This window comes from Stappia indica, from assembly GCF_020177335.1.
GTDB classification, from domain to species: Bacteria; Pseudomonadota; Alphaproteobacteria; order Rhizobiales; family Stappiaceae; genus Stappia; species Stappia indica_B.
In genome coordinates this window covers 336323-357262 of record NZ_JAIVMG010000003.1, presented here as the reverse complement: position 1 = coordinate 357262, position 20940 = coordinate 336323, and the positions used below count along the sequence as shown (strand labels likewise).

Annotated in this window: 22 protein-coding genes; 11 read left to right on the top strand and 11 right to left on the bottom strand. The window is 65.5% G+C overall.

The window, feature by feature from the left end; genetic code table 11:
- Nucleotides 1-40: 40 nt before the first annotated feature.
- Nucleotides 41-1378 (bottom strand): ATP-binding protein, encoded by a 1338-nt coding sequence (locus LC062_RS06025; RefSeq protein WP_224910126.1) that lies wholly within the window; start codon nucleotides 1376-1378, stop codon nucleotides 41-43.
- A 271-nt stretch (nucleotides 1379-1649) separates the two neighbouring features.
- Here LC062_RS06025 and LC062_RS06020 point away from each other — a divergent pair, with 271 nt between their 5' ends.
- The gene (locus tag LC062_RS06020; RefSeq protein ID WP_224910125.1) at nucleotides 1650-2258 is read left to right on the top strand and encodes a tetratricopeptide repeat protein; all 609 of its coding nucleotides are present in this window, start codon (nucleotides 1650-1652) and stop codon (nucleotides 2256-2258) included.
- A 4-nt stretch (nucleotides 2259-2262) separates the two neighbouring features.
- On the opposite strand, the gene LC062_RS06015 is transcribed toward LC062_RS06020, so the two are convergent.
- From LC062_RS06015 to LC062_RS05990, 6 genes are all read right to left on the bottom strand, one after another.
- Nucleotides 2263-2973 (bottom strand): hypothetical protein, encoded by a 711-nt coding sequence (locus tag LC062_RS06015; RefSeq protein WP_224910124.1) that lies wholly within the window; start codon nucleotides 2971-2973, stop codon nucleotides 2263-2265.
- A gap of 30 nt (nucleotides 2974-3003) precedes the next feature.
- The gene (locus LC062_RS06010; protein ID WP_224910123.1) at nucleotides 3004-3489 is read right to left on the bottom strand and encodes an SRPBCC family protein; all 486 of its coding nucleotides are present in this window, start codon (nucleotides 3487-3489) and stop codon (nucleotides 3004-3006) included.
- 67 nt (nucleotides 3490-3556) lie between these two features.
- Nucleotides 3557-4378: an ABC transporter permease gene (locus LC062_RS06005; RefSeq protein WP_224910122.1), complete on the bottom strand. Its 822-nt coding sequence runs from the start codon at nucleotides 4376-4378 to the stop codon at nucleotides 3557-3559.
- A 29-nt stretch (nucleotides 4379-4407) separates the two neighbouring features.
- Nucleotides 4408-5697 (bottom strand): ABC transporter permease subunit, encoded by a 1290-nt coding sequence (locus LC062_RS06000; protein WP_224910121.1) that lies wholly within the window; start codon nucleotides 5695-5697, stop codon nucleotides 4408-4410.
- Nucleotides 5690-6784, bottom strand: a complete 1095-nt coding sequence (locus LC062_RS05995) for an ABC transporter ATP-binding protein (RefSeq protein ID WP_224910120.1) — start codon at nucleotides 6782-6784, stop codon at nucleotides 5690-5692. Before LC062_RS05995 ends, LC062_RS06000 begins: the two co-directional genes overlap by 8 nt.
- Before the next feature lie 110 nt (nucleotides 6785-6894).
- Nucleotides 6895-8019, bottom strand: coding sequence for an extracellular solute-binding protein (locus LC062_RS05990; RefSeq protein WP_224910119.1), 1125 nt, complete (start codon nucleotides 8017-8019; stop codon nucleotides 6895-6897).
- Nucleotides 8020-8413: 394 nt separating this feature from the next.
- Here LC062_RS05990 and LC062_RS05985 point away from each other — a divergent pair, with 394 nt between their 5' ends.
- The 7 genes from LC062_RS05985 to LC062_RS05955 all read left to right on the top strand — a co-directional run bounded on the left by LC062_RS05985 (nucleotide 8414) and on the right by LC062_RS05955 (nucleotide 16079).
- Nucleotides 8414-9322 carry an MBL fold metallo-hydrolase gene (locus LC062_RS05985; protein WP_224910118.1) on the top strand — a complete coding sequence of 303 codons (909 nt, stop codon included), beginning with the start codon at nucleotides 8414-8416 and terminating at the stop codon, nucleotides 9320-9322.
- Nucleotides 9323-9433: 111 nt separating this feature from the next.
- Nucleotides 9434-10144, top strand: a complete 711-nt coding sequence (locus LC062_RS05980) for an HAD family hydrolase (RefSeq protein WP_224910117.1) — start codon at nucleotides 9434-9436, stop codon at nucleotides 10142-10144.
- Nucleotides 10141-10857 carry an HAD family hydrolase gene (locus tag LC062_RS05975; RefSeq protein WP_224910116.1) on the top strand — a complete coding sequence of 239 codons (717 nt, stop codon included), beginning with the start codon at nucleotides 10141-10143 and terminating at the stop codon, nucleotides 10855-10857. The genes LC062_RS05980 and LC062_RS05975 overlap by 4 nt, the downstream gene beginning before the upstream one ends.
- A gap of 233 nt (nucleotides 10858-11090) precedes the next feature.
- Nucleotides 11091-12713: a long-chain-fatty-acid--CoA ligase gene (locus LC062_RS05970; RefSeq protein ID WP_224910330.1), complete on the top strand. Its 1623-nt coding sequence runs from the start codon at nucleotides 11091-11093 to the stop codon at nucleotides 12711-12713.
- A 90-nt stretch (nucleotides 12714-12803) separates the two neighbouring features.
- Nucleotides 12804-13790: a DUF1499 domain-containing protein gene (locus LC062_RS05965; RefSeq protein WP_224910115.1), complete on the top strand. Its 987-nt coding sequence runs from the start codon at nucleotides 12804-12806 to the stop codon at nucleotides 13788-13790.
- Nucleotides 13791-14596: 806 nt separating this feature from the next.
- Entirely contained in the window at nucleotides 14597-14743 is a 147-nt protein-coding gene (locus LC062_RS05960; RefSeq protein ID WP_224910114.1) for a hypothetical protein, read from the top strand.
- Between the two features lie 361 nt (nucleotides 14744-15104).
- A complete protein-coding gene (locus LC062_RS05955) occupies nucleotides 15105-16079 on the top strand; it encodes a magnesium transporter CorA family protein (protein WP_224910113.1) in 975 nt (324 codons plus the stop codon).
- Here the strand turns inward: LC062_RS05955 and LC062_RS05950 are convergent.
- A complete protein-coding gene (locus LC062_RS05950; protein WP_224910112.1) occupies nucleotides 16021-16632 on the bottom strand; it encodes a GNAT family N-acetyltransferase in 612 nt (203 codons plus the stop codon). The genes LC062_RS05955 and LC062_RS05950 overlap by 59 nt on opposite strands.
- Nucleotides 16633-16664: 32 nt before the next feature.
- Nucleotides 16665-17303, bottom strand: a complete 639-nt coding sequence (gene pdxH, locus LC062_RS05945; RefSeq protein ID WP_224910111.1) for a pyridoxamine 5'-phosphate oxidase — start codon at nucleotides 17301-17303, stop codon at nucleotides 16665-16667.
- A 78-nt stretch (nucleotides 17304-17381) separates the two neighbouring features.
- On the opposite strand from pdxH, the gene LC062_RS05940 reads away from it, so the two are divergent.
- From LC062_RS05940 to LC062_RS21330, 3 genes are all read left to right on the top strand, one after another.
- Nucleotides 17382-17864 (top strand): RT0821/Lpp0805 family surface protein, encoded by a 483-nt coding sequence (locus LC062_RS05940; RefSeq protein WP_224910110.1) that lies wholly within the window; start codon nucleotides 17382-17384, stop codon nucleotides 17862-17864.
- A 135-nt stretch (nucleotides 17865-17999) separates the two neighbouring features.
- Entirely contained in the window at nucleotides 18000-18977 is a 978-nt protein-coding gene (locus LC062_RS05935; RefSeq protein WP_224910109.1) for a DnaJ C-terminal domain-containing protein, read from the top strand.
- A gap of 19 nt (nucleotides 18978-18996) precedes the next feature.
- Nucleotides 18997-19119 (top strand): hypothetical protein, encoded by a 123-nt coding sequence (locus LC062_RS21330; protein WP_263625477.1) that lies wholly within the window; start codon nucleotides 18997-18999, stop codon nucleotides 19117-19119.
- Nucleotides 19120-19242: 123 nt separating this feature from the next.
- Here LC062_RS21330 and LC062_RS05930 read toward each other — a convergent pair whose 3' ends face one another.
- The gene (locus tag LC062_RS05930; protein WP_224910108.1) at nucleotides 19243-20106 is read right to left on the bottom strand and encodes an SDR family oxidoreductase; all 864 of its coding nucleotides are present in this window, start codon (nucleotides 20104-20106) and stop codon (nucleotides 19243-19245) included.
- Between the two features lie 74 nt (nucleotides 20107-20180).
- Nucleotides 20181-20936, bottom strand: a complete 756-nt coding sequence (locus LC062_RS05925; RefSeq protein ID WP_224910107.1) for a crotonase/enoyl-CoA hydratase family protein — start codon at nucleotides 20934-20936, stop codon at nucleotides 20181-20183.
- Between the last annotated feature and the right edge of the window lie 4 nt (nucleotides 20937-20940).

Sequence of the window (20940 nt, the reverse complement as noted above, 5' to 3'; positions counted from 1 at the left end):
CCGCCTGTTATATAAAGATTTTTCCGGCGGTCCAGCATTTTCATGACGAGCTCGCCGCCGGAATTCTGACAGAAAACAACGCTCCCTCGCCCGGCACGCTCTCGATCTCCAGCCGCGCCTTGTGGCGGGTCAGGATGTGCTTGACGATGGCAAGCCCGAGGCCGGTACCCTTCATCTCCCGGCTGGCGGAGATATCCGCCCGGTAAAACCGCTCCGTCAGGCGCGGCACGTGCTCCGGCGCAATGCCCGGCCCATGATCGCGAAATCCGAGCACCCAGGCGGCTGGCCCGTCGTCGCCGCCGCCGGCCGGGGCCAGATCGATCTCCACCCGCTTGCCGCTGGCGCCGTATTTCAGGCTGTTCTCGGCAAGGTTCTCGATCACCTCGATCAGCTCATCGCGATCACCACGCACCTGGCACGGGCCGTCAGGGCAGCTCAGGTCGATGGTTACACCAAGTTCATCGGCGACCGGCTTCAACGCATCGCAGGTGTGGCGCAGCAAGGCCGCAAGGTCGACGATCTCGTTCGGCTGCACATGCGCCTTCAGCTCCACCCGCGACAGCGACAACAGATCGTCGATCAGCCGACGCATCCGCTCGCCCTGCTGCATCATGATCGTCAGGAACCGGTCGCGCGCCTGCGGATCGTCCTTGGCCGGCCCCATCAGCGTCTCGACAAAACCGGTGAGCGAAGCCAGCGGCGTGCGCAGCTCGTGGCTGGCATTGGCGACGAAATCCGCCCGCATCCGCTCCAGCCGGTGCTGGTCGGACAGATCCTGCACCGTCACCAGAATGAAGCGCTGCGCCGCCGGCTGGCGCGGCGCACGACCCTCGGAGGCCAGCGGCGCGATCGGCGCCACATAGGCTTCCAACCATTGCTCGGTCGGCACCTTCTCGCTCCAGCCGATCCGTTGGGCGTCCTCGCCCGCGATGACCCGGTCGAGCGCTTCCAGCAGGGCGGGGGTCCGCAGCCGGAAGGAAATCGGATCGCCGGGATGGGCAGCGCCGAACCGCTCGCGGGCCGCAGCGTTGGCATAGCGAACGATCCCGCGCTGATCGACGATGAAACAGGGCGCCGGCAGGGCGTCGGCCAGATGCTTCATGCCCGTATCGGGCCACATCGCCGCCTGCGGTTGCCCGCGCAGACGCCGAGGCATCAGCGGACGGCGGCCCGGCGCCAAAAGGGCCGCCGAGACCAGAACAGCGAAGGCAATCCAGATCTCCCAGGAAAGCCTCAGGCCCTGCGCATATTGCGCCCCTCCCGCAATGACCAGCGCGGTGACCAGCACCCAGCGCTGCGCGGCCAGCCGGGTCCGCAGCACGGAGCGAAAGCCGGCAGGGCGTGCCGACCGCTCACCGGTCATGTTTTCTTCGCTCATCGACATATAATCACGCTGGCCCCAGCGACCGTGTAACGTTCGCTGGAGGGTTAAAGACACACCGCTTGAGGGCACGTCATTTGGCATAGCATAGTGCAGATGACATTCCCAAGACAGCCACCGGAAACACCAGGCCGAGACGGAATTGACCAGTGCACATCGTATGTTACGGTCACGCCGGTTCAGCATCGACCAAGGTGGCGTGCACGCGCCGCACCCGGTCGGGACGCCTTGAAGGGGCCCTCCCCGCCGCATTTCGGAAGGAAGCAGGATGACCCCGCGCCAGGCCGCCAGCCGGCTTTCCCCCGCGCTTGCCAATGAAGACTGGGCCACAGCCCGCAAGTGCCTTCTGGTGCTGGTGCGCGCCGATCCGGCCAATGCCTCGCTGCGCTACAATCTCGGCCTGGTGCATCGGCGGCTCGGCGCCAATGATCTGGCACTCGCCGCCCTGTCCCGCGCGCTCGACCTTTCCCCGGACCACGCCAATGCCCGGTTCGAACAGGCGAGCGTTCTTCTGGAGCTGGGCCGGCTTGGCGAGGCGGCGGAAGCCTTCGACGCCTATACCCGGCAGGCCCCGAAGGACGCCGACGGCTGGCTCAATCTGGCGCGGCTGCGGTTGCGGCTCGATCAGGCAGAGCAGGCGCTGGAGGCCTTTGTCCGCCACGATACGCTAACCGGTGGCGATCTCGAAAGCCGCATCGGCCTTGCCGAAGCGCAGCTCCGGCTCGGGCAGCCGGAGGGAGCGGCCACGCTGCAAGAGCTTTACCGGGACCATCCGGCGCTGCGCCCGCGCCTCCTGAAGTCCATGAGCCAGGGACCGCGCGGCCGCATTCCCTTGCGTGCCGGCGCCCTTCTCACCGCGCCGCCGGCGCCAGTCTGACCGCCTATTGCGCCCGGGTTGCGCGGAAGCTCTTGCGATAAAGTCCCGGATCGTCCTGCAAGCCGTCCTGCACCTTACCATGGGCCGCAAGCTCGGCCGGGCTCATCGGCGCGCAGTCGAGCTCCAGCGCCTCCCGGCGAATTGGAAAGCCCTGAGCCACCGGGGTTCCCGCCGGCAACACGCCTTCGAACCCCGGATCGCGCCAGATCGCCGGGAAATGCACGAAGCCGTCGCGGAAGCGGTCGCAATCGACCATGCCGGCCAGGGTCCGGAACGGCAGGTCTTCGCGGTTGAGCGGATGGGTGAACAGCAGCGACACGCCTTCCGGCGCGGTCACCGTCCAGAAATTGGTGAACTTGACGACGAACTGATCCGGCGGCAGTCCGAATGGCACCCCGGAGGCCTGTTCAGGCACATGCAGGCCAATCGGCGCGCGGGTCTGGCGCGCGGCAAGACTGGCCGGCGGCTCCCAGTCCCAGGAAAGCTCCCCCTCCTGCACAGTGACATCGGTCGCAAGGCGGAACATGACACCGAGCGACAGCGCGTCGATCAGCGGCGGGCACTGCTTGAGGCCGCGCACCTCGGCCCCGCCGAGGGTTTCGCTCGGGATCATTGCCGGCGCGGCCCGCAGCCATTCGGGCAGGCTGCTGCGTGCCGGCACCGGTTCCGGCACAAGCCCGAAAAGCTCCGGCAGGCAGCGGAAGCGAAGTTTCATCGCGCGCTCTCCGGCTGAGGCCGGCGCGGATCAGCGGCGGGGGCGGACATGAGCACGGGCACGGGCCGCCTCCACCAGCTTGTCGAGACAGAAGGGCCAGCCGCCCTCGGAGGCCATCACGCTGCGGTAGTGTTCACCGCCCTCGCCGTGGCGGAGGAAATCGCCATGGCTCAGTTCCACCCGTGTGCCCTCTCCCTCGGCGCGAAACTCGATCACCACCCGGCTGGCGGCGGCCGGATCTGCGATCACCTCCCGCCCCGGACCGATCTGCCAGGCGAGGCGCAGATAAAGCGGCCGCTCGATCGAGAGTACCGTTCCCCAGACGATCCGCGTGCCGCCGCGCGCCTGTTCATAGCAGGCGCCGCCGGCCATCGGCTCGATGCCGATGTCTTCCAGATCCTCCCCGGAAAACGTGTATTCGCGCGGCCACCAGTCGGCGAACCGGTCGACCACCAGTTCAAAGGCGGCCTCCCGTTCCAGCGGCAGATGCCGCGTGAAGCTGCATGGCGTGTCCACCCCGCCCCTCCTCCTTCAGCTCAGGTCCGACGAATCCGGCGCATGGTCCCGCGCCCCGGAGGAAGCGTCAACCGGTGGCCGGGCCGGCCCGCCTGCGGCTCAGCACCCAGGCGGTCGCCGCGACAATGGTGATCGCCACGAAGATCACGCCGATGACATTGACCACCGGCGACAGGCCGAAGCGCATCCGCGCGCCGATTTCCGTCACCAGCGTCCAGCTCGACCCGATGGCGAAGAAGGTGGTGTTGTAGTTCTCGATCGATTGCAGGAAGGAGATCACCGAGGCGGTGAGGACCGTCGGCATCAGAAACGGCAGGGTGATCCGGCGGAACACGAACACCGAGGAGGCGCCAAGATCCAGCGCCGCCTCCTCCAGCACCCGGTCCTGACGCTGCAGCCGCGCCATGAACATCAACATGCAATAGGAGGCGATGAACCCCGCCTGGGCGATGGTCGCGGTCAGAAGCCCGGCCTGAACGCCGAAGGCGTCGCGCCAGAAGATCATGGTCGTCGCGCCGAGAACGATGCCGGGGGTCAGAATCGGCGACACCAGCACCGTATAGAGCACGGTGGTGCCGCGCGATTGCAGCCGGGTCAGAACCAGCGCACCGGCGAGTCCCAGCGGAATGGCGATGACGATCACCCCGACGGCGATGGCAAGTGAGTGCACAAGCCCTTGCAGGAAGCGCTCGTCCTGCGGCAGCTCAGTGAACCAGCGGAGGGAAAACCCCTGCCAGTCCGTCACCGAAGGCGTCGGATTGGCATTGAAAGCGGCCACCACCATGAACAGCAGTGGCAGGAACATATAGGCGAAGAACAGCACCAGATAGCCGTTGAGGATCGCCCCCGACCAGTCGACCGGCGACCGGCGGGCGGTTTGTGGCGACACTCCGCCCCGTGTGTTTGCTTCGGACAGGCTCATTTGGCGATATCCCTGATGCCGACACGGAAAACGGCCATGTTGACCAGAATGAAGACGAGACAGGCGACGAGCAGCGCCAGCGAATAGGCGGCTCCCTGGTTCCAGGAATCGGCCTCGAAGAAGCGCCGGTAGATCACCTGGCTGAACCAGTCCGGGTGCAGCCCCCGGCCGACGATCTCCGGCACGGCGATGGAGCCGGCCGACAGCATGAAGGTCATGATCGCGCCCACAGCGATGCCCGGCTTGGCATGGGGCAGCACCACCCGCCAGTGGATCCGCCAGATCGACGCCCCCAGATCGCGCGCCGCCTCGATCTGGTTGCGGTCGAGCGTGTCGATGGTGTTGTAGATCGGAAACACCATGAACAGCACATAGGCATAGACCATCACCGTGAAGACCGCGCCGTTGGAGGCGACGAACCGCACCCCCTCGCCCGCGCCCATGTCGATCAGCCCGAGCGCATCGAACAGCCCGTTGAGGATGCCCTGCTTTTCCAGGATCATCACCCAGGAGAAGATCCGCAGCAGCTCGTTGATGGCATAGGGAATGACCAGGCCGAGCATCAGGAAGGCGAGCTTGTTGGCACTGCGCGTGCTCGCCACCGCATAGGCGACCGGGTAGCACACGAGAAACGCCAGCACGGTGACGCAGAGCGCATAGAACAGCGTGGAGATGAAGATCTTCAGGTGGATCTCGCTCATATCCGTGAAGTTCTTCAGCGAGTAGGTCTCGTTGAAACCGGTTTCAGCGTCGTTGCTGCGCTCCTCTTCCTCCAGAACCGCAAGCTTTTGCTGCAAATCCGCCTTCTCCGCCTCCAGCTCGGCGATCCGGCGGTCCAACTCTTCCGGCGACGGGCCGCTCGCGGCCGATGGCGCCATGCCGGGGCTTGGCACCAACCCCGGTGAAGGCGTCATGGACGGGCTTGGCGTCAGCGAAGGACTTGGTGCGGTCGGGCTCGGAACCAGGCTCGGCGACGGGGTCAGCGACGGGCTGGGCGCCAGCGAGGGACTGGGAACAAGGCCCGGCGTCGCCGGGGCCAATGCGCTGGCCGCGTCCTTGCGCGCCTTGAAGTCGCGCAGATCCGTGTCGATCGCGAACAACCGCGTGTAGTGGCGGTCGATAGTCTGCGCCAGGGTGGCGGCCTCGCCACCATGATCGGTGAAGGTGAAGGCGCGCTCGATCATCCTGAGTTGCGGCAGGACGATCAGGAGAACGATCCAGGCCGCCGTCAGGGCGAGAAACAGCGCCGTCAGCCCCTTGCCATAGCTTCGGATCAGGCTAGTCACGAGCAAGATCCCCAGCAGGCATGACGACCGCGTCGGTGATCTGGAAGCCGAGTTCCGCATCGCCGGAAAGGTCCGGTCCGCTCTCGCCGGAGTTCGGCAGGTGGATCATCACCGGCGTCTCGCCGGCGCGGCAATGGAGATTGACGAAGGGGCCTTCAAGATCGCGCCGCTCGATGGTCGCGGTCAGACGGTTGTCGCGCGAGGCCTCGCCACCGTTTCGGGAAAGGCCAACCCGTTCGGGCCGGACGAAGACCATCACCTCGTCGCCGGCGGCAACGCCGCTGCGTGGCCGGCCGCGCAAGATGCCGTGGGCGGTTTCGACCTCCGCCACCTCACCGTTGACCGCTGTCAGCCGCCCGCGGAACACGTTCTGCTCGCCAACGAAACTGGCGACGAACGGGGTCGCCGGCTGGCTGTAGATATCGTCCGAGGAGGCGACCTGTTCGATCACGCCCCGGTTCATCACCGCCACCCTGTCGGACATGGTCAGCGCCTCGCCCTGATCGTGGGTGATGTAGATGAAGGTCACGCCGGTCTTGCGCTGCAGCTCCTTCAGCTCGGCGCGCATGTGCTGGCGCAGCTTCAGATCGAGCGCGGACAAGGGCTCGTCCAGCAACAGCACCGAGGGCTCCACCGCCAGTGCCCGGGCGATGGCGACGCGCTGGCGCTGACCGCCGGACAGTTCGGTCGGCTTCTTCTCGCCCTGCCCGTCAAGGGCGACCATCGCCAGCAGTTCCTCGGCGCGCTCGCGCCGCGCGCCCTTGGCGATGCCGCGCGCCTCCAGACCGAAGGCGACGTTTTCCCACACGCTCATCAGCGGAAACAGCGCCAGGTTCTGAAAGATCAGCGCGGTCGGCCGGGCATTGGGGCGAATGCCGGTCATGGTGTCGCCGCCGATGCGCACATCGCCGGCGGTCGGGTCGAGAAACCCGGAAATGATGCGCAAGATCGTGGTCTTGCCGCAGCCCGACGGCCCGAGAATGGAGAAGAACTCCCCCGCCTCGATGGTCAGATCGGTCGGCTGTACGGCCGTGAAATCCCCGAACCGCATCGATACGCCGTCCAGCACAACGTCCTTGCCGTGCATCCCGCACTTCCTCCCCAAAATCCCGCCCGGACCCTCCTCCGGGAAAAGCGGATTGCGGCCGGAGCCGCAATCCATCGGTTCATCTGCCCGTTTCAGGCACTGATACTCGGTCAGGCGTTGGTAACCGCGTCGACGTATTCGCCGACCACCGGTGAGGTCCAAGGCTGGTCGGCCTGCCACCACCACAGGTTCGCCAGGTTCTCCGCGTTGTAGACCTCGGAGAACTGCTTCTTGTAGCTCTCGCTGGCATGATCGGCCGCGCCGGCCACCGCCGAGTTGTAGCCGGTATTGGCCGCGAACAGGCCCGCCATCTTCGGGTCGAGCATGGCATTGATGAAGGCATAGCCCTGATCGAGATTCTCCGCGCCGGTCGGAATGCCCATGGAATCCATCCAGGTGATGCCGCCTTCCTTGGGCATCCGGTATTTCCACTTGGCGTCCTCGCGGTTGAGAAGCAGCCCGGTGGTGTCCCAGGTCTGGCCGATCGCCGCACCGGCCTGCTTGAAGGCGTTGGTGGCCTCGGTGGCGTTGTTCCAGAAGGCGGCGATGTTCTTCTTGTTCTCGATGATGAAGGCCGCCACCGCGCCGTAGACCCGGCGCGCCTCATCCTCGGTCTTGTAAACATCGAGCATCCGGTTCGACTTCACCTGGCCGATGGAGTCGAGATAGAGGCCGACGCCGGTCAGCGCCGATTTCTGGCGGAACGTCACCTTGCCGGCGGCTTCCGGTGTCCAGAACGCCCCGAGCGACACATCCGCATCGTCCATCGGGAACACGGTGCTGTCGAAGGTGACCGCCTCCGTGCCCCAGTCGAACGGCAGCAGCATCCGCTTGCCGCGATAGGTGCCGCCGAGCTGGACACTGTCACGCAACATCGACGGAATCAGGTTGTCGAGGGTCAGCTTGCTCTCATCGAGCGGCTTCAACAGATTGTCCGGATAGTACTGCGGCCCGTTGGTCACCGACGGGAAAATAACGTCGAAGCCCTTGCCGCCAGCGGCCTTGAGCTTCTGCACCGCCTCGTCGTTGGAGCCGTAGGTCGACAGGTTCACGGTGATGCCCGTGTCCTTGGTGAACTTGTCGATCATGTTCTCCTGGATGTAATCACCCCAGGCAAACACATTGACCTGACCGGAGGATGCGAGCGCATCGCTCGCCTTGAGAATCGCCGGAGCGGCGAGAAGCGTGGATGCTGCGGCGGAGCCCTTCAGCATCGAACGGCGTGAAATGGACATGACGGACCTTCCCTTTTTATGCAGGACATGAGGCAACGACGGACCGGTAAATCTCTCCTCCCGCGTCGCTGGCTCGGCCAATAGTTGAATTCAACAACGGCCATGTGACAACCAGCGCGCGACCCATTGCAAATTCCTCCCGTCGGCCGGCATCTGTACCTCCCCTGCCGGCGACGGTGGATCGCGCTCCGTGCAGCCACACGATCGGAAAACCTAGACATGTAATCCCAAAGTCGCAATCCTCTTGTTAGCCGGCAAGATTGCCGAACACCTTTCCGGCAAAAGGACTTGCCCCGCGACAGGCTTCCGACCGCAGCTGACGGCGGCCTCTTGCCTGTTTCCCCGCACATCGTCTAGAGCGGTTGCACAACCTGCTGGCGCGAGGACCCGTGAAATGGCCGATCTGAAGCACGACCGCGATTTCGACCCGCAGCATGGCGAGGCGGTGCGGATTTCCGATGCGGTGCGCCGGATCACCGCCCGCAACGCCAATCCCTTCACCTGGCACGGCACCAACAGCTACCTGATCGGCCGGGACGAGGTCGCCGTGCTCGATCCCGGACCGATGGATGAAGCGCATGTCGAGCTGCTGCTCGCCGAAGCCGGACCGGCGCCGGTGACCGCCATCCTTGTCAGCCACACCCACAAGGATCACTCACCCGGGGCGCGGCTCATGAAGGAGCGGACCGGCGCACCGATCATCGGTTGCGGCCCGCACCGCCCCGCCCGCCCGCTCGGCGAGGGAGAGATCAACCCGCTCGATGCCAGTTCCGACGAGGACTATCATCCCGACCGGGTGCTGAAGGATGGCGAGGCCATCGAGGTCGACGGCTTGCGGCTGACCGCCGTGGCAACGCCGGGACACACGGCCAACCACCTGTGCTTTGCCCTCGACTACGACGACACTCTGTTTTCCGCCGATCATGTCATGGCCTGGTCGACCACCATCGTTGCGCCCCCGGACGGGTCGATGAGCGCCTACATGGCCTCGCTCGACAAGCTAGAGGCCCGTTCCGACCGCCAGTATCTGCCCGGGCATGGCGGGCCGGTGCGCGATCCGGCCACCTATCTTGCCGGGCTGAAGGTGCACCGGCAGACCCGGGAACGGGCGATCCTCGCCGAACTCGCCGACGGCCCGCAAACGGTCACCGAGCTGGTCGCGCGCATCTACCGGGGGCTCGACCCGCGCCTGCGCCCGGCGGCGGCGCTTTCGGTTCTCGCCCAGCTTGAATTCCTGGTCGAGCAACACCAGGTCAGTGGCGACGGGCCGCTTGCCCCCTCCACCCGGTATCGCCGCCGCTGAGCGCGCGCCCCTCGCAAAAAAGCGTTGATATTTTGACCCGCGCGCCGGGGCATGTCATGAGACCGTCACGCCCTTTTCTGTTGTTTCCTGACAAACCTCGCGGGACCCGAGATGCGCATCCAAGCCGTTCTGTTTGACCGAGATGGCACCCTGACCGATTTCGACCGGACCTGGGGCCCGGCCATTGCCGAAGTGCTGCGCGACCTTGCCGCCGGCGATGCCGGTATTCTGGCGACCCTTGAGGAGGTTGCCATGTTCGATACAGTGCGCGCCTGCTTCACCGGCCCCTCGGTGCTGAAGGTGCAGGCTCCGGCCGACTACGCCGCCGGCTGGGCGGAGATCCTCGGCGAAAGCGATCCGGATGCCATGCTGGCGCGCATCGAGGCGACCTTGCTGGAGCGCTGCGTCACCAATGTCTCGCCCTTCGATGGGGTGGTCGACACCCTGCAGCGGCTCGCCCGCGCCGATATTCCACTCGGCATCGCCACCAACGGCACGGAAGCCTCGGCCCGGCGCCAGATGGACGCACTCGGCCTCGGCGACAGTTTCGCCTTTCTCGCCGGGTATGATTCCGGGTTCGGCCGCAAGCCCGCGCCGGGCCAGCTTCTTGCGTTTGCCCGGCACGTGGATCTGCCCCCGGGCGAAATCGCCATGGTCGGCGACAGCCTGCACGACATGCACGCGGCCCGCGATGCCGGCATGATCCGCGTGGCGGTCACCACCGGCGCCGCCAGCCGCGCCGATCTGGAGGCGAACGCGGATGTGGTTCTCGACACCATGCGGGACCTTCTGGCCCTGACCGATATTATGGAGCGGACATGACAACCCGGATCAAGGCGGTGCTGTTCGACAAGGACGGCACGCTGATCGATTTCCAGCGCACCTGGGGACCGACCTTCTACACGTTGATCGCCCAGCTTGCCGATGGCGACGACGGGATCATGGGCCGGCTGGCCGAGGTCAGCGGCTATCATCTCCATGAACAGCGTTTCGCCCCGGATTCGATCATGGTCGCCGGCTCCAACGACGATGTGGCCGATGCCTATGCGCAGATCCTCGGCCTGTCCGACCCGGCGGAACTGGCCGCCGACATCAATGCCCGCATCGGCGACATGAGCCTGCCGCATATCACGCCGTTCGATGACCTGATGCCGGTGCTCGATGCGCTTACCCGCCTCGGCCTGGCCCTCGGCATCGCCACCAACGATGCGGAAGCCTCGGCGCGCGCCCAGCTCTCCGCACTGGGGATCGATGCCCGTTTCACGCAGATTATCGGCTTCGACAGCGGCTATGGCGCCAAGCCGGACCCGGGCATGATCCTCGGTTTCTGCAGGGAGACCGACCTTGAGCCCAGCGCCGTCGTGATGGTCGGCGACAGCCTGCATGACCTGCATGCGGGCCGGGCCGCCGGGGTGCGCACCCTAGGGGTCACCACGGGGACCGTCGGTCATGAGGTGCTGGCACCGCACGCCGACCACGTTGCCGCCTCGCTGACGCAGGCACTCGACTGGATCACCGTCAACGCTGCCGCCTGAACCTTCCCCCTCCTCGCTCCAGCTCCGGGCGGACGATCTTCACGCAACCACCGGAGAGCGCAACTTCCTTTACGGAAACGCCTTTCCGGGATCGGCGGAAGATGCCATCTTGGCCTTTGTGACAATGAGCAACCGCTGGACAGCGGCAGAACCACTCGTCATAAAATTGGGTCCGGAGAATGCTGCAACTCAAAGAGGCAGCAGAGGAGGAGATGCCCATGCCCAACCCAGCCATGCCCGGTCTGATGCAGGACTGGTCGCTGACCTGTAACCGACTTCTTGACCATGCCGCGCGCAACCACCCACGCCGGGAGATCGTCAGCCGTTCGGTCGAGGGGCCGATCCACCGCACGACTTACGCGCAGATGCGCCAGCGCGCGCTGCGCCTGGCCAAGCGGCTCGACGCCTATGGCGTGAAGGAAGGCGACCGGGTTGCCACCCTGGCCTGGAACACCTGGCGGCACATGGAGACCTGGTACGGGCTTCTGGGCATCGGCGCCATCTATCATACGATCAACCCACGCCTGTTTCCCGATCAGATCGCCTGGATCATCAACCACGCCGAAGACCGGCTGCTGTTCGTCGACCTCACCTTCCTGCCGATTGTCGAGAAGATCTGGCCACAGCTTTCGACGATCGAGCAGGTCATCGTCCTGACCGACGACGCGCATCTGCCCGAGACCGGTTTGCCGGTGGTGGCCTATGAAAGCTGGCTGACGGAGGCCGACGATGATTTCGCCTGGAAGGCGCTCGACGAAAACGCGGCGGCGGGCATGTGCTATACCTCCGGCACCACCGGAAACCCCAAGGGTGTCGTCTATTCGCACCGCTCCAACGTGCTGCACGCCATGGCGGCCGCCGTGCCAGACATGCTGGGCCTTGCATCGCGCGACCGGGTGATGCCGGTGGTGCCGCTGTTTCACGCCAATGGCTGGTCGCTGGCGTTTTCCTGCCCGCTTTCCGGGGCCGCGATGGTCCTGCCGGGACCGCGCATGGATGGCGAGGCGATCTGGGAGCTGCTCGACAGTGAAAAGGTCACCCTGACCGCCGCCGTGCCGACCGTTTGGCTGGCCTTGCTGCAGTATCTGGAAAAAACCGGCAAGATGCTTCCCCATCTGGAACGGGTGGTGATTGGCGGCTCGGCCTGCCCGCGGGCCATCACCAAGGCCTTCGAGACCACCTATGACGTGCGGGTGATCCATGCCTGGGGCATGACGGAAATGAGCCCGCTCGGCACCGCCTGCTCGCTCAAGCCGGAGGTCGCCGATCTTGACGGCGAGGCCCTGCTCGATCTTCAGGAAAAGCAGGGACACACGCCCTTCACGGTGGAAATGAAGATCACCGACGACGATGGCGTCGAACGCCCCTGGGACGGGCGAACCTTCGGCCGGCTCAAGGTGCGCGGCCCCGCCGTCTCCGCCGCCTATTACAAGGAAGACAGTTCGGACCTGCTCGATCCGGAAGGCTATTTCGATACCGGCGATGTCGCGCATATCGATGAAAACGGCTACATGCAGATCACCGACCGGGCCAAGGATGTGATCAAGTCCGGCGGCGAGTGGATCTCCACCATCGACCTGGAAAACCTGGCGCTCGATCACCCGGATGTGGCGGAGGCCGCCGTCATCGGCGTCGCTCATCCGAAATGGGACGAGCGGCCGCTTCTGGTGATCGTCCCGCGCGAGGGGCACAGCCCAAGCGAGGCGGATATTCTCGCCTATTTCGAAGGCAGGGTGGCGAAATGGTGGGTGCCGAATGCCGTGATCTTCGTGGAGGAGATCCCGCATACGGCGACGGGCAAGATCCGCAAGACCACCTTGCGCGAGCAATTCGCCGACTTTTCCTTCCCACAATAGCATTGGTGCGCGCCGCGCGGGTGTTCGCTTTGCGCCACCGACATGCTAAGTCCGGGGTCGGTCTATCGAACGGGATTGCTGACCCCGGCCATGCATAAAGTCCTCCCGCGCCGCAGTTCGCGCCTCGCCATCCTCAGCCGCAAGGTTGGACGCCTGGGCGTGCCTGTGCTGGTGATCGCAGCGCTTGCCCATCACGCAGCGCTGATCACCACGCCGCAGCTGTTCATTCTGCTGGCGCTCGGTTTCTCGCTGGGCGCCTTCGCCTGCATCGGCGCGGGCATCGCCCTCAGCAACCTTTGGCGCGATGGCGGCAGCGGCTGGCGTGATGCCAGCCGCGCGCTGCTCTATGGAGCGGTGGCCCTTGCTCCTGTCGCCGGGGCAAGCGTGGAGCTGCTGCGCCATCCCTTGCTCGCGGATGTCAGCACCGATATCGAGACACCGCCCGCCCTGCCCCCGCTCGTTCCAGGAGGGGCACTCCGCCCGTTCGAAACCGGCGCCCTGCAGGCCGAGGCCTATCCGGACCTTGTCTCGCGCCGGTTCCGCATCGCGCCGGGCGAATTGCATGCGGCGGCGCTGAACGTTGCCGGGCGGATGGGCTGGACCATCACCGCGGAATTGCCACCAGGGCTGCCGGACGAGCCAACCCGGTTCCAGGCCGAAGCGAAATCGCTGCTGTTCGGCTTTCGTGACGACATCGCGTTGAGAATCCAGCCCGACCCGGTCGGCGCCCGTCTCGATATCCGCTCCGCCTCCCGCTACGGGCGCCATGACCTGGGCGCCAATGCGCGGCGCATCCGCGCCTTCCTCGACGGGCTCGACGCCACCTTACTGGAAGCCTATGGCGTGCTCGAACCGGTCGACGATGACGTCGAACCGGAGGATCTGCCACTACTCGCCCCGGGCGAGGCCCCGCGAAGGCAGGGGCCGCCGCCAATGCCCGCCAGCAAACCGGACGCCGAAGCGGATGCCGATCCGGGCTCGGGAACCGACCCCGCGCGGCTGGAGGAGCTGCCGGAGGACCTTAGCGAGATCTACCAGGGGGATGACGCCGTCCCACCGGGCGCCCCTGCGAACTGAGGCGTGGCGGCGACAGGGAGCCGCCCCCCTTCCGGAGAACGCAAAGCGCGGCCCTGGCACATCACATATCCGTGTGCTTGACTTCGGGAACGTCCGGCGCGAGGTCGCACTCCGCATGGCGGCCCGTGCGTTCCGCTTGTCCGATTTGTCTACCCCCGACCCGCCTTGTCGCAACGGTCGGCGGGTAGCGTATCTATACCGCTCTGGTCTGCCCAGGCTCCTTCGGATACTTCCAAGACTGCCCCGTCGGATGCCTCGACCGTCGGTCCGCCCCGCCTGCCTCCACCCAAATTTCGGCAAGGCTCCCAAGGTTCGTAGCGACACCGACAGCGCCAAAGCCAGCTTAAAAGTCTACATCTATATTCAAATAACCCACTGAAGAAACTTGCCTCTTTGCGCCTAGCGCGCGCTCGAATTTCGAGCAAGGCTTGCCGCAGCACCCTCACTGAAGGAGAGGGAAACCGGAGACCTGCCGGCGGCGCGCCCTTCCCGCATGTCGGCGCCTTCCAACGAGGCCATCCGATTCGCTCACCGCGACGTTGCTCGCCGATGGAGAACCTCCTCCAGCGCCTTGCCGACCGGGATTTCAGTTCCAGCGCGCCGCCCGTGTGGCGGAAAACTACCTGCCTCTAAGAGCCTAGCTGGCAATGTAGTCTCGCAAAAAGTTACAAGGCGATAAGGAATGTGACTGGCCTTCTGACATTTGTTGGCGCCATCCTTAGTTTCGACCAAATTGCATTCGAACTGTGCACGAGCCGAAGGAAATGAGTCCACGGCTCACCGCCCCTTGCTTCTGGACCGTGATCATGAGCGCGAAGTCAGACAAAGCCACCCAAGCCCCCCCCCGCCCCGACCTCGACAAGCTTTACAAGCCGGTGGGCATCAACGCCGTGACCGCCGCAGCCCTTTGCAAGAAGGGCGTCGGCAAGCCCGCAACGCGCCGCCCCAAATAGGCTGCCCCGGAAGCCGCACCGTCACCGGCGCGGCTTCCCGCTTGCTTCAGAACGGCTCGGTTTTCGCACCCGGGGCAAGCCAGCGCCGCTCCCGGTGCAAACGGCCCGTGTAGGCGGCGCCTCTCCAGTTATTCCCGACAAACAACATTCCAGCGCCGACCTCTGCGGGCGCGCGACCCAATCGGGCCCATCGCCCTGCCCCATGCGCAGTTCAGGGGCTGCGGCGGCATTCGCATACCGGCCATACCTTTCCGTCTCCCTCGCGCATTTCGCGCCGGCGCCTTTCAGGGTGCCGGACGGGCGGTTCTGTAAGATGATCGTCGCAAAAGCATTGTAGGCGAGCATCAGGAGGTTCTTGCATATGATCACAGCTTATTGCCGCAGGCCGACCCGGCTCGTCCAGACATCTCTCGGCGCGGACGATCAGCTGCCGCCAGACGCAATCTGGGTGGATCTGGCGGCGCCGACCGCCGAAGAGCGGGCCGCCGTTTCCAGCTGGATCGGTGTCGATCTGCCGACCCGCGACGAGATGGCGGCGATTGAAACCTCCGAGCGGCTCTATCAGGAAGGCAACGCGCTGGTGATGACCGCCTTGATGCCGATGGTCTCGCGCGATCCCGATCCGACCGCCTCCTCCATGACCTTCGTTGTCACCAAGGAGCGGTTCGTCAGTATTCGTCACGGCGAGCCATCGTCGATCGCCATCGCCGCCCGGCGGCTACAGGGGGAAAACGCCAACGCGCGCAGCGGCGCCGATGCCCTGCTGGTGCTTCTGGACGCGGTCGCGGATCGGGCCGCCGACGTGATCGAGGAGGCATCGGCGCAGTTCGACAAGGTCTCGAACCTGGTGTTCGGCGGCGGGCTCGACAGCCGCAAGAGCAGCGAATATCAGGGCACGATCCAGAAGATCGGCCGCATCGGCCTGACCGTGGCGCGCATGCACGATGCTTGCGCGACCCTGGAGCGGCTGTTCATCTACCTGACCACCCATGCCCGGCTCGTGCAGCTTACCAGTCAGCAAAAGGCGATCTGCAAGGCGCTCGGCCGCGACATCCGTTCGGTCCGCGAGCACGCAAGCGCCCTCGATGCCAAACTGAACTTCCTGCTGGATGCCACCGTCGGCCTGGTCAATCTCGAACAGAACCAGATCATCAAGATCTTCTCCGTTCTCGCCGTGGTCTTCATGCCGCCCACCCTGATCGCCTCGATCTACGGCATGAACTTCACCCAGATGCCGGAGCTGTCGTGGCTTTACGGCTACCCGTTCTCGCTCGGCGTCATGCTGGGCTCGGTGCTGCTGACGTTTCTGTATTTCCGCTGGAAGAAGCTGCTTTAGGGGGCAGCCCATCAGGCTGCAAACGCGGCCTGCGGTACAGCTGGACCGTCTCGTCCAGATAGCGGCTCACAGTCCAGGGCATGAAGCCGACCCGCCCGGCCACCCGGACCGATGGCGTGTTGTCCGGCGCAATCATGCAGGCGATGGTGTCACGCGGCAGGTTCTGGTCGCCCCAGTCGAGCATGGCGCTGACCGCTTCGGTGGCAAGGCCTCGCCCCTGCCAGCGCGGCGCGATCAGCCAGCCCATCTCGGCACAGCCCTCCAGCGAGGGAACGATATCGCGGTGGTAATCGGCAAACCCCGCCTCACCGACGTAAAGGCCCGTCGCCCGCTCCTCGATCGCCCAATAGCCAAAGCCCAGATGCGCCCAGTGACCGGCGTAGCGCAGCAGCCGGTTCCAGGACTGCTCCCGGGTCGACGGCGCGCCGGTGATGTGGCGCACCACGGCCAGATCGGCCCAGAGCGCCGCGCATTCCTCGAAATCCTCGATCCGGTGCGCCCGCAGGCGCAGGCGCGCCGTGGTCAGTTCCGGAATGGCGGCACTGCTCGCCATGCCTTCCGTGTCCGCGCCCGCGCCTGTCGCACTCATGGGTAAAGACGCTGCTTGCGCCAGGGTGCAGCGGCATCCTCGCGGCGAAAGACCACCCGGTCATGCAGCCGGAAAGGCCGGTCATGCCAGCACTCGATTTCAAGCGGCGTCAGCCGGAACCCGGACCAGTGCTCGGGACGGGGAATCTCGCCGATGCCGAACCTGGCGGTGAAGCGGGCCACCTCCTTCTCAAGGGCAAAGCGGCTTTCCAGTGGCCGCGACTGCTGCGAGGCCCAAGCGCCGATGCGGCTGCCGCGCGGACGCGACTGGTAATAGGCATCGGCCTCTTCCGCCGGGACCGGCGCCACCAGCCCGCGCACCCGGACCTGCCGGCGCAGCGACTTCCAGTGGAAGACCAGGGCGGCCTTACCGGCGGACAAGAGCTCGCGCCCCTTGGCGCTTTCGTAATTCGTGTAGAAGACGAACTCGCCCGCATCGAGGCCGCGCACCAGCACCATGCGCACATTCGGCAGACCATCGGGATCGACCGTCGCCAGGGCGCCTGCGTTCGGATCGTTCGGTTCCGAGGCTTGCGCATCGGCAAACCATTCAGACACAAGCTGAAACGGTTCCGTTGCCTCAACGAAGTCACCTTTTGTTAAGGCTTCTGTTTGATCCTGTTTCGACGTCGTCATGGTGTCTCCGTTCACAGAAGCGGTGCGAATCGAGCCGGGCGGCAGGTCACCGAAGTTCAGGTATGGGACGGTTGCCCGATGCAGTGCAAGCAAGCGACATATACCGTTTTTGACCGGTTGCGCCAGCCACAGCTTGCACTGCTGATCTCCTGCGCCCTGCTTACCAGCGCGTGCAGCGGCGTTTCCATGCCGGTCGGCAGCGCCGATGTCGAAGTCCCGCTCGACCTGACAGGCTCCATCGACGCCCAGCAAAATGCCGCGGATGTCGATATCGGCCAGGAAGACCGGGTGATCATCGCCCGGACCATCGCCGAGGCCAGCGACGGCGAGCGTACCGCGCCGCCGCTCTCGTGGAACAATCCGATCACCGGAAATTCCGGCACGATCCTGTCCCTGGTGCAGGACAAGGTCACCGGCGGAACCGGCTGTTCCCGCTTCGAAACAACGGCCAACACCATTGGCGGCGTGCGCGCCTATCACGGCGTTGCCTGCCGCGATGCCATGCAGGACTGGGCGGTGATCGAACTGAAGACGTCCCCGGCGCCGGACAGCGACGCCTGAGCTTCGCGCGAGCGGTATCTGCCGCGAAATCCCCGGGCGGGAGATCTGGATTTTATTCCTAAAAATTCCCATATGGCTCTCAAGCACCTGGCAGGTGTATACCCTTAAGACCCCCAAGCAAACGCGGTCGGAGCGATGCGTGATCCCTACAGCGTTCTCGGCGTCGATAAATCGGCGAGCGAGGCGGACATCAAGCGAGCCTTTCGTAAACTCGCAAAAGCCTATCATCCGGACCAGAATGCCGGAGACCCCAAGGCGCAAGAGCGCTTTGCGGAGGCAAACCAGGCCTATGAAATCCTTGGCGACAAGGAGAAGCGGGGCCAGTTCGATCGCGGCGAGATCGACGCCGAGGGCAAGCCGCGCTTCCAGGCCCATGGCTTCGACGGGTTTGCCGACAGCGATCTGTTCCGCAACGCCGGCGGCCCGCGCGGCGGCTTTCGCCAGGGCGCACCCGGCGGCGGTGGCTTCGATGATATCCTGAACGATATTCTCGGCGGGTTCGGCGGACGAGCCCGCACGGCCGGGGGCCGGGGTCCTGGCGCTGGCGCTGGTGCTGGCGCGCGAGGACCCGTGCCGAAACGGGGCGCCGATGCTCATGTCATCGCCCGCGTCACCCTCGAACAGCTCGTTCATGACGGCAAGGCGCGGGTGACCCTGCCCAGCGGCAAGACGCTGGACGTCTCCGTGCCGGCCGGCACGGTCGATGGCGAGAAGATCCGCCTGCGCGGCCAGGGACACCCGGGCGATTATGGCGGGGCGACCGGCGATGCCATCGTCGAAATTCGAGTGGCCCGCCATGCGCTGTTCACGCCGAGCGACGACGATCTCAGGCTCGACCTGCCGCTGACGCTCTACGAAGCGGTGCTTGGCGGGAAGGTGCGCGTTCCCACGCTGGATGGCGCCATCAACCTGACCATCGCCCCGAACGCCAACAGCGGCAAAACCATGCGGCTGAAGGGCAAGGGCCTGCCCAACAAACAGGGCGGGCGCGGCGACCTCCTGATCACCCTGCGCATCACCTTGCCGGACGAGCCGGATGAGGAGCTGGAAACCCTGATGCGCGCATGGCAGGAACTGCGGCCCTATCGCGCACGTGGGCCGGAGTTCGACTAAGCTGAAAGGCGATCCCTCGATGCGGCAACGCCATCGCAGACATCATCGCGAAGAGCGGTTTCCCGTCGCCCGGGCCATCGCCTTCGCAATCTGCCTCGCCGCCGTCGTCGGGGCGCTGTTCTGGCGCGCGAAGGGCTGGTAGCTCAACCCTTCGCGCTTCTCATGCCCTTCCAAAGGCAACCGGCCTCGTCCAGGCAGGCCCGAACATCACCCCTTTGCCGGGCCAAGCCCGGGCATCACACCTTTGCCGGGCCGAGCCCGTGCATTATCCTTTTGCCGGGCCAAGCCCGACGGGAGGCTCGCTGTCATCCGGCACGAAGAAGTCCGGCATCAGCGGCTGCGCAGGATCGACGCGGTAGCGGTCGAAATCGGTCACGCCCCGCGCGGTGAGGAACGTGTCGTCGATCAGGAAATTGCCACTGAAGGATTTCGCCGGGCTGGTGAAGATCTCATAGGCGGCATCGGCGAGAATCTCCGGCGTGCGGCTCTTGCTCACCATATCGTCCCCGCCGATCAGGTTGCGCACCGCCGCCGTGGCGATGGTGGTGCGCGGCCACAGGGCGTTGACGCCGATCCCCTTGGGCCGCAACTCCCCGGCCAGTCCCAGCACCGCCAGGCTCATGCCGTATTTGGCAATGGCATAGGGGGTGAACGGGGCGAACCACTTTTCCTGCATGTCGAGCGGCGGCGACAGCATCAGGATATGCGGATTGTCCGCACGGGCGAGATGATCGAGCGCATGCTTGCAGCAGACCAGAGTGCCCCGGGTGTTGATCTGATGCATCAGATCGAACCGCTTCATGTCGGTCGCCGCGAGCGGGGTCAACTGGATCGCGCTGGCATTGTTGACGAGAATGTCGAGCCCGCCGAAGGTTTCCGCCGCCTTGTCGATGGCCTCCTTGACCTGCGCCTCCTCGCGCACATCGACGATCAGCGGCAGAGCCTTGCCACCGGCCGCCTCGATCTCCTCGGCCGCGGTGAAGATCGTTCCTTCCAGCTTCGGATGCGGCTCCGCCGTCTTGGCTGCAATGGCGATATTGGCGCCATCGCGCGCGGCGCGCAGCGCAATCGCCTTGCCAATGCCCCGCGAGGCCCCGGTGATGAACAGCGTCTTTCCCTTGAGCGACATGCCGCCCTCCCTTTTCCTTCCCCGGCCGGTCCGTTGCCGGACCGGCCCCATCATCTTCGGATTGCGTTGCGCGCTCAGTCCCTGGCTTGCGACTTCGCCATGAACGCGGTGAAGGCGGTTTTGGCTTCCTCCGACCGCAGACGCTGCGCGAACAGCTCGATCTCCTCCTCCATCCGCGCATGCAGAACGGTCCGATCGCCGATCAGCAATCGGCGCGACAGGGCCATCGCCTCCGCCGGTTTGGCGGCGATCGCCTTGGCGCACTGAAGCGCCTCCAGCTCGATGGTTTCCTCCGCAACGATGTGATTGACGAGACCGGCGGCCTTGGCCCGCACCGGATCGAACCCCTCGCCCAGGCACAAAAGTTCAAAGGCGCGAGCGTGTCCCATCCGCTGCGGCGCGAGCAGGCTGGCGCCGGCCTCCGGCACCAGTCCCAGATCGAGGAATGGCGTCTTGAACAGGGCGCGCGGGCTCGCATACACCATGTCGCAATGAAACAGGAGCGTGGTGCCGACGCCGATGGCCAGGCCATCGACCGCCGCCACCAGCGGCGTTTCGCAGCGCGCCAGCGCACGCAGGAACCGCACCACCGGCGCATCCGCCATGCCGCCATCGCCCATCGCGTATTGCAGGAAATCGGCGATATCGTTGCCGGCGGTGAAAGCGCCCGGAACGCCGCAGAGAAGATGCGCACGAATATCCGGATCGTCGTTGCCGCGCTCCAGCGCCTCGGACAGGGCGGTGTACATCTCCCCCGTCAGGGCGTTCTTCTTGGCTGGCCGGTTGAGGCGCAGAACCTGCACCCCACCAGCGGTTTCGATCTCGATCATGCGC